The organism is Bradyrhizobium sp. S3.12.5 (genome assembly GCF_040548225.1).
In the GTDB taxonomy this organism is placed as follows: domain Bacteria; phylum Pseudomonadota; class Alphaproteobacteria; order Rhizobiales; family Xanthobacteraceae; genus Bradyrhizobium; species Bradyrhizobium cytisi.
The window spans coordinates 67,060-81,419 of the sequence record NZ_JBEPRF010000012.1; the positions used below are offsets into that span (position 1 = coordinate 67,060).

The window sequence follows — 14,360 nt, forward strand, 5'->3', positions numbered from 1 at the left end:
AAGCGCTCCTCGCAATGACGAGGGTCTTTGGTCTAGGCAAGAAGCTACGATCGCGTCAACGCGGCGCGGGAAGCCGCCCAAACACGGCATCGAGCGCGATGCCGATAGCGAGCAGCCGTTTGTCGCTGCCCGCGGGGCCGTCGAGCTCCAGTCCGATCGGCAGTTTGCTGGTCTCGCCAAGCGCAATCGGAATCTGGATCCCGGGAATGCCGGCATTGCTGCCGGGATCGGTGTTTTGGATGAACAGGCCGAAATTCTCGAGACTGCTGGATTCCGGATTCGAAGCGATCGCAACCCTGGGTGTGGTCGGGAACGCGATCGCATCGATCCTGTTGCTCGCAAAGGTCTGCTGGTAGAGCGCCTGAAGCGCCGGCCTCGCGACATTGATGGCTTCGACGTAAAGCGGCTTTGCATCGACAAGGCTGCCGTCGGCCGCCGGCAATTTGCGCGGCAGCACCAACCCTTCATAGGTGCCCTTGACGTCGGGGCTCGCGATCCGCGCGACCATGGCCTCGATGGTCACGCCTGTGCCGGTGCGGTTGAGATAGGCAACCATGTCGTCATAGGCCTCGTAGAGCGCGACCGGAAATCCGACCCGGCCGTTGAGCTGGGCCAGCTCAGGCATCTCGATGTCGACCACGGTCACGCCTTGCGCTTTCAATCGGGCGAGCGCGGCCTGAAAGGCGGTTTCAGTATCCCCGTCGAGGTTCGCCAGCATGCTCTTCACGAGGCCGATACGGACCCGCCGCAGATCGGCCGGCCGAACGATATCACCGCCCGCGATAACGCTGTCTAGCAGCGCAACGTCTGCCATCGTCGCCGCCATCGGCCCTGCGGTATCGCGGGTATGCGAGATCGGCGCGATGCCGGCTTGCGGATAGCGTCCGACGGTCGGCCGCAGCGAGGCGCAGCCATTCAGTGCGCCGGGGACGCGCACCGATCCGCCGGTGTCGGTGCCGAGCCCGCCCGCCACAATCCGGGCGCCGATCGCGGCGCCCGTTCCCGAGGAGGAGCCGCCAGCGATGAGCGCGTTATTGTAGGCGTTACGTACGCCGAACTCCGCGCCGGTCTTGAATGCGGTGTTGTAGCCGGAGATACCGAACGCAAGCTCGTGCATGCTGGTTTTGCCGATGATGACCGCGCCGGCGGCGCGCAGCTTGCGACCACGGGTGCATCGGCCTTCGGAACGTAATCCTTCAGCGCAGGCGTGCCGGCGCTACAGGGCAGTCCTGCGACCTCGATATTGTCCTTGATCACGATGGGGACGCCGCCGAGCGGCCTGCTCCCGGCGCCCGCACCTTGCGTATCGAACGCGACGGCAGCCTTTAGGGCGCCTTCTTCGTCCAGGGTGACGAAGGCGTTGAGGTCGGCATTGGCCTTGGCGCGGGCGAGCGCCTCGGAGGTGAGCGCGTGGCTCGTGCTTTTTCCGGCGGCGAGCTCGGCCACGGCCTGGATCAGGGTCAACTGGTCGAAATCCATGATGCGTCACCTGATTGCAGGGGCGCCAACAGGGCACCCACTTAGGCCTGGAGGCTGAAGCCTTGCCGGAGCCACGTCAACCGTAAGCGTGCATCTTTGGCGACGCTGAATTTGCCAAATCCGTGAGCAGCGTTTCGGTCTCGGATCGCACCTTGTGGATCGCGGCATCTTTCACCGGGCCGTAGCCGCGGATCTCCATCGGGGCCTTCGCGATGATGATGAGATCGGGGAGATGTGTCGCGTCGAGCCCGCCGAGCATCCGTTCGATCAAGCCTTCATACCAGACGATCAGCTCCCGCTCGGCCCGCCGATCGGCTGTGTAGCCGAACGGATCGAACGGCGTCCCGCGCAATCTCTTCAGCCGCGCCAGCATGGCGAGCGGCGCCTGGATCCATTGACCGAAGGCGCGCTTGTGCGGGCGGCCGCGCGCGTCGCGGTCGGACGGCAGGAGGGGCGGCGCGAGATGATACTGGACGCTGAAGCCATCCTCGAACTCGCGCTTCAATTCGTCGAGAAAGCCGGTCTGCATGTGCAGGCGCGCGACCTCGTATTCGTCCTTGTAGGCCATCAGCTTGAAGAGTGCGCGGGCGACGGCCTCGGTCAGGGCCTCGCTGTTCAGCGCGGCTTCGGCAGCACGAACTTTTGCGACGCGTGCACGATAGCGCGCCGCATAAGCCCCATCCTGATAGGCGGTGAGGAAATCGCCCCGGCGAGCAATGAGCTGGTCGAGCGTCTCGACTTTTGGCGTCTCGTTCGTCTCCGGCAAGAGGTCCGGATCGGCAGCGGCGATCCGACCCCAGGCAAAAGCCTGCTTGTTGCGTTCGATCGCGACGCCATTGAGCTCGATCGCGCGCAGCAGCGCCGAGAGAGAAACCGGCACCAGTCCGCGCTGCCAGGCAAAGCCCAGCATGACGATGTTGGCATAGACGGCGTCTCCAAGCAGCCGCTCGGCCAGGGCGTTGGCGTTGATGCTGTCGAGGTTATCGTTGCCGATGACACGGCCGATCGCGCGCAGGCGGGCAGGGGAAGCGAGGTCGGCGTCGCGGACGCGGACGACGTCGCCGGTCGGCATCTCCGCGGTGTTGATGGCCGCGCGCGTGCCGCGGCGATAGGTGCCGGACGCCTTCGGCGAGGAGCTGACGACGAGGTCGCAACCGATCAGCGCATCGGCCGCGCCCTGGTCGATGCGGACCTGGTGCAGCGCCTCGGGACTCGAGGCGAGGCGGATGTAGCTCAGCACCGGGCCGAACTTCTGCGCAAAGCCGGTAAAATCCAGCACCGAGACACCACGGCGTTCGAGATGCGCGGCCATCCCGATCAGCGCGCCGACCGTGATCACGCCAGTGCCGCCGACGCCGGTCACGAGCAGATCGTAGGGACGGTCGAGCGTGGCGGGGGCGGGGAGGGGGAGCGTGGCCGCGCGACCGATTGCATCGATCTCGCTCGCGCTCTTCTTCCGGCGCGTCGCGCCTTCGACGGTGACAAAGCTCGGGCAAAAGCCGTTGAGGCAGGAGAAATCCTTGTTGCACGCCGACAGATTGATCTGGCGCTTGCGGCCGAAGGGCGTCTCCTTCGGCTCGACGCTGAGGCAGTTGGACTCGACCGAGCAGTCGCCGCAGCCCTCGCAGACGAGATCGTTGATGTAGGCAAAGCGCTTGGGATCGGCCATCTGTCCGCGCTTGCGCTGGCGCCGCTTCTCGGTTGCGCAGGTTTGCTGGTAGATCAGCACCGATACGCCGGAGATGTCGCGCAGCTCGCGCTGCACGGCGTCCATCTCCTCGCGTGGATGAATGGTGACGCCGCCGGGCAGATCCGCGGGCAGGAATTGCGCGGGATCGTCCGACACCAGCGCGATGCGGGCCACGCCTTCGGCGCGGACGCTGTGCGCGATGGCATGCACGCTGATGGGACCGTCGACCGGCTGGCCGCCGGTCATGGCCACCGCATCGTTGAACAGGATCTTGTAGGTGATGTTGGCCTTGGCGGCGATCGCCTGCCGGATCGCCATCGAGCCGGAGTGATAATAAGTGCCTTCGCCGAGATTCTGGAAGACGTGCTTGTGGCCGGTGAAGCGAGACGAGGCGGCCCAGTTCACGCCTTCGCCGCCCATCTGGATCAGCGAGGAGGTCTCGCGGTCCATCCAGCTCGCCATGAAATGGCAGCCGATGCCGGCCAGCGCCTTCGATCCCTCGGGCACCTTTGTCGAGGTGTTGTGCGGGCATCCGGAGCAGAAATAGGGCGTACGCGTGGCGCCTGCGACGTTGATCGTGCGCTCGGCTTCCGGCAGCAGTGCGGCTGCACGCGCGGCAAGATTGAGGCCCGGAAAAATCGGATCGAGCCGGCGGGCGAGCACGGACGCCAAGGCGCGCGGCGACAATTCGCCGATCCAGGAGATCAGCCGCGCGCCGGTTTCGTCGTGCTTGCCGACCATGCGCTCGGGTTTTGCGCCGGGATAGTCGTAAAAATATTCCTTGAACTGGCTCTCGATGATGCCGCGCTTCTCCTCGACCACGAGGATCTCGCGCTTGCCCTTCACGAAATCCATGGCGTCGTGCAGTGCCAGCGGCCAGACCATGCCGACCTTGTAGATGTCGATGCCGATGCTGCGGCAGGCGGCTTCATCGAGGCCCATCAGCCGCAGGGCTTCCATCAGATCGAGATGCGCCTTGCCTGTGGTGACGATGCCGTAGGTGGCGTTTGGAATGTCGTAGATATGTCGATCGATCGGATTGGCTTTGGCGAAGGCGTAGACCGCGTGCTTTTTCGCTTCCAGCCGCTCCTCGATCTGCGGGCCCGGCAGATCGGGCCAGCGATAGTGCAGTCCGCCTGGTGGTGGCGTGAAGTCGGGCGTGCGGAACATGCGCGGTGGGCGCAGCGCGACGGATGCGCCTGACTCGACGATCTCCGAGATCGCCTTGAAGCCGACCCACATGCCGGAGAAGCGGCTCAGCGCGTAGCCATATTCGCCGAACTCCAGATATTCGCTGACGCTTGCGGGATGCAGCGTCGGCATGAACCAGCTCATGAAGGCGACGTCGGACTGGTGCGGCATCGAGGATGACACGCAGCCATGGTCGTCGCCGGCAACCACCAGCACGCCGCCATGCGGCGACGAGCCGTAGGCATTGCCGTGCTTGAGCGCATCGCCGGAGCGATCGACGCCGGGGCCCTTGCCGTACCAGAGCCCGAACACGCCATCGACTTCGCGGTCGGCTTGGGTTTCGACCTGCTGCGAGCCGAGCACCGCGGTTGCCGCGAGGTCCTCGTTCACGGCGGGGAGGAATTCGATGTGGTCGCGCTTGAGGCGCTCCTGGATGCGCCACAGCTCGAGATCGATGCCGCCGAGCGGCGAGCCGCGATAGCCGGAGATGAAGCCGGCGGTATTGAGCCCCGCGGCGCGGTCGCGCCTGATCTGGTCGAGCGCGATGCGGACGATGGCTTGCGTGCCCGTGAGGAAGGCGCGGCCGTCCTCGCGCTCGTAGCGGTCTGAGAGCTCGTAACTGTCGAGTGACGGAATGGCGTCCATGGCGGGCCTCGCGCGGCATCCTGCCGAATAGGCCAAGGTTAGGCTTGGGGCGTTGGTAGGTCTTACCTATTCATCCCCGCGGTGGGCGTTAATTCGGTAGAATTTTGCAATGAAAGCGAGAATCTGGTAGATTTAATCGTTTTTTGAGGTACCGATGATCGAAGATCAGGACACGCGGATTCTCGCCCACCTCCAGAAGGACGGCCGCGCCACCAACCAGCAGCTCGCTGACGAGGTCGGCATGTCAACCTCGGCCTGCTGGCGCCGGGTGCGTGCACTCGAGGACAGCGGAGTTATTCGTGGCTATGCGGCACTGGTTGCGCGCGAGCAGGCAGGGTTCGCAATGTCCGCCATCCTCCACGTCTCGCTGGAGCGGCACGACGCTAAATTCGTCGACGAGTTCGTGTCCCGCGTCACCGGCCGCCGTGAGGTGCTGGAGTGTTTTGCGACGACGGGCGACGCCGACTATCATCTGCGCGTCGTCGTGCAGGACATGGCGGCCTACAACCGCTTCCTCGATGAGTTCATGTTCCGCATTCCCGGCATCCGCTATGTCCGCAGCAATGTGGTGCTGAAGGAGATCAAGACCAGCGTGGCGCTTCCGTTTTGAGACCGCGGCTTACACCGTCTCCGCCCGGCTGCGCCGGATCAGTTGGCGCAGCGACAGCGCGTGCAACAGGATCGAGCTTGGCACGACGAAGGCGGGGGTCAGCACGTTCGGAAAGGTGTCCAGGGCCATGCTCGGGCCGTATGGAACGATCAGCTGGAACGGGCCGGGCGACATGATCATTCCCAGGGTGATCGCGACGGCGAGATCTGCGAGGCCGAAGATGTTCCAAAGGATAGCCCCTTTCCGCCCCGCAGCCGTTCCAGCTGCGAGCGCAAGGGCCGCCGGCACGGCGAAGAGACCGGTCAGCACATCGCCAATTCCTGCCGGGAGCGCCCATAGGCCTGGCTGCATCCCACTCAGCCAGTAGACGAGCCATTGGGTGCCAAAAATGCGGTAAACCTGAAGGGCAATGAGCCAGGTCGGCGGCATCGCATCAAGCAGCTGCCCCACTCGTTTTGACCACAGCAGCACCGGAGCACCGAAGATCACCGGCAGCAGGATCGCCACTGGCAGCAGCGGCAAGGGAGAGGTGCCCGTGCGAAATGCGCCGTTGATGGCTGCCGTCCAGGCGACGGCAGCCCAGAGCGTGAAAGGCACCATGAAGACCAGCCAGGTCGCTTGGCGTTGCCTTGCTGTCAAGTTGGTGCCTTCGAGGCCGAGCCACAAGCCAATCGCTATGAGCCCATGAGCCATCAGCCGAACGCCCAGCGCAGGAAAGCCGCTCTCCGCAAGTGCGGGTAGCGAGTAGATCAACCAGGTCCACAGCATCGCGAATGAAACGGTCCATATCAGGCTGAGCCGGACGGGACGCGGGACGATCACAGCAACGGAAACAGCATCGGTGTTCATTGGCATTCCTTCGGGAGAGGAGATCCCGGTCGCGGACAGACGCAAGGCATCTCGGACGGCATGTCGCGGATTGCGATCCGCTCGCGGTGTCACGGTGTCTGTTCTTCCGGTCCGGACCTCAACAGAATCATGAAGACCAGAACGTGGCTGACCAGCAGCAGAGGCACATAAAGGGCCGGGATATAAATGCCGGCGCCGAAGAGGCCGGGATTCTGGATCTTCGTCGCGCCCATGTAGTACGCATTCAGAAGATCCAGCGTGCCCCAGACGTTGAATATCCAGACCATCGGAACGGCGATGGACCATCGCCAGGAGAGCGCCGCCATTGAAACAAGCGCGAGAGTGGCGGCGATGAGGTCTCCCCATCCGACTTCGCTGGCGAAATCCGGGCTCAACTCCGAAGACACGAACCCGGCAACCAGGAAGTTCATCCCCAAGAACCTGAACGCATGGAAAGCCGCGAGAAGTCTCAAGGCGTCATGACGCGGCATCGTGCGGACCACCGGCCAAACATAGGTGATGGCCACCACCGAGCTTGCCAGGAAGGCGCCGGCGACGCTGAGGACGAACGGAAGGTTGAAGCTCGGTGGCACGTTCGGGTGTCCTTGATTGTCCGACATGTCGGGTGGGGTTCGAATCCGGTTCTGCGCCGGCGGGTGCTCAGGGTTTGGTCATGAGCAGGCGGAGTGGCATGAGCGGACCGACCGCGATGTATTCGTGGTCGATGAGATCCTGCTTGGCGAGCGGCAGGCCATCCATGATCGCGTGCCCTTCGGCGACATCCTTGACATCCAGCAGGAAGACGGTTCCGCGCCCATCGGACCGCGAATACCATTCGCGAACTTTTCCGTTGAGATAGAGCTGCACGGTCTGCCTGATTTCATCGGGCATGACGGCCATGACCTGTTCGCGTGTGACGCCGGCCTTGACGGTCAGGATGACCATGACCCCGGAGGTCGGCGGCGTGGCTTGTGCTTGGGCAAGGGATGGATCGGCCATGGAAATAGCGCCTGTCAGTGTGAGGGTGAGTGCCAGGATGACGTTGCGGATTGCCTTCATCGGTTTTCTCCGATCACGGCGGTCGCCGCGATGTCGCAGGTGTCGGGCGCACGCCGCAGTGCGGCTCATTTGCAATTCGGATGTAAGCCCGCTTCCCGCGCGCGACTATTCGCGATAATGTTGACGGGCTATGAAGCAGAACTTCACAGTCAGGCACGGCGCGCTCGACGGGGTGGAGGCGTTTCTGAGTGTCGCCCAGCATCGCAGTTTCCGCCGGGCGGCCGCTGAACTCGGGGTAACGCCATCGGCCATCAGTCAGGCGATACGAGCGCTCGAGGCGCGCGTCGGCGCAGCGCTGTTCATCCGCACGACGCGCAGCGTCGGGCTGACCGAAGCCGGCGAGAGATTCCTTGCGCGCGCAAGACCGGCCTTCGAGGAACTGATCGCGGCAAGCGGGGCGGCCCGTGAGCTCGGACAGCGGCCGGCCGGTCTCCTGCGTCTCACCGTACCGCGCTCGGTCGTGCCGATCCTGCTCGAGCCGGTGGTCGCGTCGTTCTGCCGGGCGTTTCCCGAGATTGAGGTGGAGCTTGCCGCAAGCGAAGAGCTGGTCGACCTCGCAGCCGGAGGTTTTGATGCCGGCATCAGGATGGGGCAGTTCATCACACCTGACATGGTTGCGGTGCGGTTGACGAAGCCGCTACCCCTCATCATCGTCGGCAGCCCGGTTTACCTTGCCCACCGCGGCCGGCCCGAGCGCCCGGACGATCTGCGCGAGCACGCCTGCTTGAGACTGCGACGATCGAACGGAGCGCTCGCATCATGGTCGCTCAACGACAACGGCCGTTCGATCGAGATTGCCGTTTCGGGACCTTTTATCGCCTATGACTTTCCCACGATGCTCGGGGCCGCCGTCGAAGGTGTGGGTCTTGCGCAAGTGCCCGCACCACTGGCCGCCGGCGCCATGGCGGCCGGAAAGCTCGTCCATGTGCTGGAGCAATTCGCGCCGATGACACCGGGTGTGTTCCTGTACTATCCCGGCCACCGACAAATCATGCCGAAGCTGCGGGCCTTTATCGACCATGTGAAGGGCCGCTCAGGCGCCATAAGCTGATCTACCGCTCCTCCCGCACAAACCGATTGCGCAGCCGTGCCAATGCCGAGCGTGTGCGCGACGTCCACTGCCATTCACTGAGCGGATCGCCTTCGACCAGGCCCCAGGAGGTTTTGCCGGAGGCGGTGAATTTCAGCCACCGCATGTCTTGTCCTCGTTGTTATTCCGCGGCGTCGCGCGGCTGTACTTTCCAGGCGCCGGCGGCCGGCCGCTTCAGCCCGAGATTGTCCCGCAGTGTCTTGCCGCGATATTCCTTCTGGAACAGCCCGCGCCGCTGCAATTCCGGCACGACATGTTGCACGAAGTCCGCGTAGGAGCCGGGCACGTAGGTCGCGGCAATGACAAAGCCGTCGCAGCCGCGCTCGACGAACATTTCCTCTAACTTGTCCGCGATCTCCCTGGGGCCGCCGACCATGGCGTCGTGCACCTGGCCGCGGCCGGAGAAGGTGACGAAGTCGCGCGCGCTCGGATTGCTCTTGCCGGAATTCTTCAGCACGCCGTCGCGGATGCCCAGGATGCCCTGCATGCTCTTCAAGTCGTCCGTCGTCAAAGGTTCGTCGAGATCCTTGGAGGCGAAGTCGTAATTGAGCGCTTCGGCGAGCAGCGACAGCGCGTCGATCTCCAGCGGCAGCTTGTTGATCAGCGCCATCTTGTCCTCGGCTTCCGCCTTGGTCGCGGCGCAGACCGGCGTGGTCAGATTGCAAAGTCGCATCTGGTCGGGATCGCGGCCGGCCTTTGCCGCCTCGTTGCGCACGGACGCATAGCCTTCCCTGGCGCCGGCGAGATTGCGCGCGGCGGTGAAGATCACCTCGCCCCAACATCCTGCAAAGCGCTGGCCGCGGCCGGATGCGCCGGCCTGGATGATGACGGGATGGCCCTGGTCCGAGCGCGGCACCGTGAACGGCCCGCGCGATTTGTAGGCTGGCCCCTTGTGATCGAGCCGCTTCACCTTGCTCGGATCGGCGAAGCGGCCGCTCGTCTTGTCCATGATGAGCGCGCCGTCCTCCCATGTGTCCCAATGGCCGAGCACGACCTCCATGAATTCGTCGGCCTTGTCGTAGCGGGAATCGTGTTCGGGATGGGAGTCGCGCCCCATGTTGAGCGCCTCGCCGTCGTTCAGCGACGTCACGACGTTCCAGCCCGCGCGTCCGCCCGACATCAGGTCGAGCGTGGCAAATCGGCGCGCCACGTCGAACGGCTCGTAATAGGTGGTCGAGCAGGTCGCGCCCAGCCCGAGCTTGTCGGTGACCAGGCCCATCGTGGTCAGCACGATCAGCGGATCCATCTTCACGCAACGGATGCCGTATTCGACGGTGTGGGCGTGGTCGTTACCGTAGCGGTCCGGCATCGCCAGCCGATCATCGAAGAACGCCATGTGGAGTTTGCCGGCTTCGAGGATTCTGGCGATCTCCTGGTAATAATCCGCCGACATCGAATCTGAGCGCGAGTCCGGATGCCGCCACGAGCTTGGCAGGTTCGTGCAGTTCTGCGCCTGAAGGAAGCCGACCAGGACCATCTGCCGATTCATGCTGCTGTTCTCCGAATTGGGTCAGGCGAGATCAAGGACGGTGTCGAGCCTGTATTCGCATGGCGTTCCCTCGGTCATCGCCCTTGGGCGGGCGGTTGTTGGGAGCCATCGTTTCAAAGCCCCACGCCGATATCAATCTCCCGTAAACCAATACAGGGCTGCAAATTCGTTAAGAGAACCGCCTTTCGTCGAACGACTATGCGTCCTTGCGTGCCGCGCAGCGGTATTCCCGACAGTTTCGTGGCGGTCATTCGCAGCTCGTTCACTTTGATCGGCGGTTTCCCGTGCGCAATAACGACCACTTAGCCGATCCCCGTTCATAAAGCACCCGGGAGAAATCGGCAGAAATGCCCGGGAGTTAAGATCGTGCAGACGACCCTCGCGCGCACCTTTGCAGCGTTGAGTGCCATCAACGAAGCGATCCTCTACGCGAAATCGCCGGACGAGCTGTACCAGAAGGTCTGCGACGCCGGGTTCGCGAGTGGAGACTTCATGGCTGTTGCCGTGTTCCTAGTGGAGCCGGATGGCCAGCGCTTGCGCTTTGCGGCCGGCTGCGGCGACGACGTGGCGCGGCTGCGCGCAATCGAGATCACCACGGAAGCCGGCACCCCCGAAGGCATGGGCGTCGGTGGCGAAGCGTTTCGCAGCCAGAAGCTCTGCATCAGCAATGACTATTTGAACGACCCGCGCTCGCTGGCGTGGCGCGAGGGGGCGGCCAAGGCGCATATCGGCGCGGCCGCGGCCCTGCCGCTGCTGTGCAACGGCAAGAGCGTCGGCGTCCTGTTCGTGACCCGCAGCGAGGCCGGCTCGCTGACCGAGCAGATGGTGTCGCTGTTCGAGCGCATGTCGGCCAACATTTCCTATGCGCTGGAGAATTTCACGCGCGAGACCGCGCGGCAGACCAGCGAGCGGGCGACACGACGTCTCAACCGAATGTTCGGCGCGCTCAGCGCGACCAACGAAGCCATTCTGCGTGCGAAAAACGAGCAAGAGCTGTACCAGCTTGTGTGCGATGCCTCCGTACACGGCGGCAAGTCGCTGGTGACATTCGTCTTGCTGAAGGAGCGGGGCTCGGATTGGCTCAAGCCTGTCGCCGGTACCGGTGAGAACGTGGAGATCGTCGCCCAGACGAGCTATTCGGTCGATCCCGAGAACCCCTATGGCCGTGGTATTTCCGGCGAGGTGTTTCGGACCCAGAAGCCCATCGTCGAGCGCGATCTCGCGCGTCGCACCAGGGGTACGCCGTGGGAGCAGGCCAACGTCAACACCGGCGTCGCCGCCTGTGTCGCGGCCCCCCTGATCAAGCACGGCCAAAGCATTGGCGTGATCCTGGCCTTCCTCAGCCAGTCCTGGGCCAAGGACGAGGAAATCGTCGGGCTGATGCTGCGCATCGCCGAGAACGTCTGCTTTGCCATCGACAATTTCGACCGCGAGGCTGAGAAGGCACGGATCGCCGAGGAAGAGGAGCGCCTGGCGCGCATGTATGCGGCGCTGAGCGCGACCAACGAGGCGATCCTGCGCGCACACTCGCGGGCCGAGCTGTTCGACCTCGTTTGCGAAGCAACGGCGAAGGGCGCGAAGTTCACGTCCGCCGCCATCGCGCTGGTCGATCATCAAGCCGAGCTGCTCCGCGTTACCGCCTGCTACGGGCCAAACGCGGATACGGTCCGCAACTTCAAATTCTCCACCTCCGACCAGGTGCCCGAAGGGCGCGGGTTGACCGGAACGGCCTTCCGCACGCGCCAGCCCTGCATCAGCAACGACGTGCTGTCCGACCACCGGATCACGCCTTGGGTAGCCAACGCCCGCAGCAACGGTATCGGATCCTCCGCGGCGCTGCCGCTGCTGAACGGCGACCGCGTCGAAGGCGTATTTCTCTTCAACTCGCCGGAGTGCGGCACGTTCACGCCGGAATTCGTCGAGCTGCTGCAACGGCTCCAGGCCAATGTCGCCTTCGCGCTCGACAATTTCGACCGGGCCGAGGAGCGGTCGCGGACCGAGGAGCAGAAGGAGCGCCTGACGCGCATGTTCGCGGCGCTGAGCGCCACCAACGAAGCGATCGTGCGCGCCAAGTCACGCACCGAGCTGTTTGAGCTCGTGTGTCAGGCCGCGTCCACCGGCGGCAAGTTCACCTCGACGACCATTGCGCTCGCCAAGGCCGACAGCGACCAGCTCGAGATCGTCGCGGCCGCGGGGCCGTCGGCCGAGACCACGCGGAACGTTCGTCTCTCCATCGATGCCGACCGGCCCGAAGGCCGCGGCATGAGCGGCACCGCGTTCCGCACCCGGCAGCCCTGTGTCAGCAACGACTATGTCAATGACAACCGTGTGAGCGCCTTCCATGGCGTGGTGCAGGGCGATGGCGCGCGATCCGGCGCGGCGTTTCCGTTGATTACGCACGACAAGCCGGTCGGCGTCATGATCTACATGTCGACCGAGCAGGAGACCTTCACATCCGAGTTCGTCGAGCTGTTGCAGCGTCTCGCCGACAACGTCTCCTTTGCGATCGAGAATTTCGATCGCGCCGACGAGAAGAACGAGGCGGACGAGCGCATCGAATATCTGGCGTCGCATGATAGTCTGACCGATCTGCCGAACCGCGAGACCTTCAACGGGCTGCTGCGCGAGGCGATCGACGCGGCGCAACGCCACGATCACCGCTTCGCGGTGCTGTTCATCGATCTCGACCGCTTCAAGGTCATCAACGATTCGCTGGGTCATGAGGCTGGCGATTTGCTCCTGCTCGAGGTGGCGAACCGCTTGCGCGGCGCGCTGCGGGAAAGCGACGTGGTGGCTCGCCTCGGCGGCGACGAGTTCGTGGTGATCCTCGACCAGTGCGGCGAGATCGACGACGTCCAGCGCATCGCCACCGGACTGTTGACGGCGCTCGCCGAGCCCATGGAGCTCGCCGGCCATGAGTGCCACACCACCGCCTCGATCGGCATCGCGATGTATCCGGCCAACGGCGCCGACGCGCAGACGCTGACCAAGAACGCCGACATGGCGATGTATCTCGCCAAGGAAGACGGCAAGAACGGCTATCGCTTCTTCTCCAAGGAAGTGAAGACGCAGTCGATCGAACGGCTGTCGCTCGAAAGCGCGCTGCGCCGGGCGCTGGAGCGCGAGCAGTTCTCGCTGAATTATCAGCCCAAGGTCGACATGGAGACCGGACAGATCACCGGCGTGGAAGCGCTGTTGCGCTGGAGCCATCCCGATCTCGGCAATATCTCGCCGGCGCAGTTCATTCCACTTGCGGAAGAGACCGGTCTGATCGTGCCGATCGGCCGCTGGGTGGTGAAGGAGGCCTGCGCGCAGGCGATGGCCTGGCAGCGCCGCGGCCTGCTGCCGGTGTCGATGGCGGTCAATCTGTCACCGCGGCAGTTCGTCGACGAGCATCTGTTGCAGGACGTCGACGAGGCGCTGGCGGCCTCCGGCATGTCGCCGGTGCTGCTCCAGCTCGAGGTCACCGAGAGCATGATGATGCGCAACGTCGGACGCGCGCTGAAGGTGCTCGACGCCATCCAGAGCCGCGGCATCCGGCTTGCCATCGACGATTTCGGAACCGGCTATTCGTCAATGTCGCTGATGAAGCATTTTCCGATCGACACCATCAAGATCGACCGCTCCTTCGTGCGCGACCTGCCGCAGGATTCGGAAGACCAGGCGATCGCGCAGGCGATCATCAGCATGGGCAAGGCGCTCGGCATGACCGTGGTTGCCGAGGGCGTCGAGAACGCCGAGCAGGAGGCCTTCCTGCGGACCCATGGCTGCGACGAGATGCAGGGTTTTCTGATCTCCAAGCCGGTGCCGGCGCGGCAGATGGCCGAGCTGCTGCGGCCGACGGAGGCGCTCGTCGCGCCGCCGCTCCAACCGCAGGCGGATCCGACTGCGGACGAATCCGCGGCACTACGGCTGAAACGCGCTGTCGTCTGACGGCTGCGGGTGCAGCTCGCGGATGTCCGCTTCCTTCACTTTCGCTTTGCGCGGAAAATTATCCGGCCAGGACGGCGAGGTTTGCTCGGCGAACAGCTCGAAAATGGCATGTGCGCCTTCGGCGAAGCTCGAGCCGTCGCCGAGGCCCAGCTCGCAACACCACGCGTGTCGCATCGGCTCGTGCGCGTCGAGCACGGCCATCGCGGGTCCCCACCACCAGGCCGGTGCCGGCGAGCGTTCGTCCTCCGGCACGGCGTGCCAGAGGACGAGCTCGCCCATCACGCGCTCGAATTGCAGGCTTGCGGCCTGATGCATTCGTGCTCCT

Annotated in this window: 9 protein-coding genes and 2 pseudogenes; 3 read left to right on the top strand and 8 right to left on the bottom strand. The window is 64.3% G+C overall.

Annotation, left to right across the window (positions count from 1 at the left end):
* Positions 1-55 precede the first annotated feature (55 nt).
* Together iaaH and ABIC09_RS19035 are read right to left on the bottom strand one after the other, a co-directional pair.
* Positions 56-1,479, bottom strand: a pseudogene (gene iaaH / locus ABIC09_RS19030) (indoleacetamide hydrolase).
* Positions 1,480-1,555: 76 nt separating this feature from the next.
* On the bottom strand, positions 1,556-5,005 hold the full coding sequence (locus ABIC09_RS19035; RefSeq protein WP_354110201.1) for an indolepyruvate ferredoxin oxidoreductase family protein: 3,450 nt from the start codon (positions 5,003-5,005) through the stop codon (positions 1,556-1,558).
* 154 nt (positions 5,006-5,159) lie between these two features.
* Here ABIC09_RS19035 and ABIC09_RS19040 point away from each other — a divergent pair, with 154 nt between their 5' ends.
* Positions 5,160-5,615: an Lrp/AsnC family transcriptional regulator gene (locus ABIC09_RS19040; protein WP_148753238.1), complete on the top strand. Its 456-nt coding sequence runs from the start codon at positions 5,160-5,162 to the stop codon at positions 5,613-5,615.
* Between the two features lie 9 nt (positions 5,616-5,624).
* On the opposite strand, the gene ABIC09_RS19045 is transcribed toward ABIC09_RS19040, so the two are convergent.
* The 3 genes from ABIC09_RS19045 to ABIC09_RS19055 form a co-directional block, all read right to left on the bottom strand.
* Entirely contained in the window at positions 5,625-6,464 is an 840-nt protein-coding gene (locus ABIC09_RS19045; protein WP_354082479.1) for a DUF8737 domain-containing protein, read from the bottom strand.
* Positions 6,465-6,553: 89 nt separating this feature from the next.
* Entirely contained in the window at positions 6,554-7,084 is a 531-nt protein-coding gene (locus tag ABIC09_RS19050) for a DUF8737 domain-containing protein (protein ID WP_354110202.1), read from the bottom strand.
* A 40-nt stretch (positions 7,085-7,124) separates the two neighbouring features.
* Positions 7,125-7,523, bottom strand: coding sequence for a hypothetical protein (locus ABIC09_RS19055; RefSeq protein ID WP_246230054.1), 399 nt, complete (start codon positions 7,521-7,523; stop codon positions 7,125-7,127).
* Between the two features lie 130 nt (positions 7,524-7,653).
* Between ABIC09_RS19055 and ABIC09_RS19060 the strand changes: the two genes are divergently transcribed.
* A complete protein-coding gene (locus tag ABIC09_RS19060) occupies positions 7,654-8,574 on the top strand; it encodes a LysR family transcriptional regulator (protein WP_354082477.1) in 921 nt (306 codons plus the stop codon).
* A 52-nt stretch (positions 8,575-8,626) separates the two neighbouring features.
* Here ABIC09_RS19060 and ABIC09_RS37450 read toward each other — a convergent pair.
* Positions 8,627-8,719 (bottom strand): annotated as a pseudogene (locus ABIC09_RS37450) (Rv2993c-like domain-containing protein); the annotation flags it as partial.
* Positions 8,720-8,734: 15 nt separating this feature from the next.
* Entirely contained in the window at positions 8,735-10,102 is a 1,368-nt protein-coding gene (locus ABIC09_RS19070) for an LLM class flavin-dependent oxidoreductase (protein ID WP_354110204.1), read from the bottom strand.
* A 366-nt stretch (positions 10,103-10,468) separates the two neighbouring features.
* On the opposite strand from ABIC09_RS19070, the gene ABIC09_RS19075 reads away from it, so the two are divergent.
* Positions 10,469-14,035, top strand: a complete 3,567-nt coding sequence (locus ABIC09_RS19075) for a bifunctional diguanylate cyclase/phosphodiesterase (protein WP_354110205.1) — start codon at positions 10,469-10,471, stop codon at positions 14,033-14,035.
* Here ABIC09_RS19075 and ABIC09_RS19080 read toward each other — a convergent pair.
* The gene (locus tag ABIC09_RS19080; protein WP_148753243.1) at positions 14,009-14,350 is read right to left on the bottom strand and encodes a hypothetical protein; all 342 of its coding nucleotides are present in this window, start codon (positions 14,348-14,350) and stop codon (positions 14,009-14,011) included. The two genes, ABIC09_RS19075 and ABIC09_RS19080, sit on opposite strands and share 27 nt — an antisense overlap.
* Positions 14,351-14,360: the final 10 nt, after the last annotated feature.

Excerpts from the sequence above, each read along its gene's own strand:
- ABIC09_RS19035 (WP_354110201.1), bottom strand. The coding sequence starts at position 5,005 with ATGGACGCCATTCCGTCACTCGACAGTTACGAGCTCTCAGACCGCTAC.
- ABIC09_RS19040 (WP_148753238.1), top strand. The coding sequence starts at position 5,160 with ATGATCGAAGATCAGGACACGCGGATTCTCGCCCACCTCCAGAAGGAC.
- ABIC09_RS19045 (WP_354082479.1), bottom strand. The coding sequence starts at position 6,464 with ATGAACACCGATGCTGTTTCCGTTGCTGTGATCGTCCCGCGTCCCGTC.
- ABIC09_RS19050 (WP_354110202.1), bottom strand. The coding sequence starts at position 7,084 with ATGTCGGACAATCAAGGACACCCGAACGTGCCACCGAGCTTCAACCTT.
- ABIC09_RS19055 (WP_246230054.1), bottom strand. The coding sequence starts at position 7,523 with ATGAAGGCAATCCGCAACGTCATCCTGGCACTCACCCTCACACTGACA.
- ABIC09_RS19060 (WP_354082477.1), top strand. The coding sequence starts at position 7,654 with ATGAAGCAGAACTTCACAGTCAGGCACGGCGCGCTCGACGGGGTGGAG.
- ABIC09_RS19070 (WP_354110204.1), bottom strand. The coding sequence starts at position 10,102 with ATGAATCGGCAGATGGTCCTGGTCGGCTTCCTTCAGGCGCAGAACTGC.
- ABIC09_RS19080 (WP_148753243.1), bottom strand. The coding sequence starts at position 14,350 with ATGCATCAGGCCGCAAGCCTGCAATTCGAGCGCGTGATGGGCGAGCTC.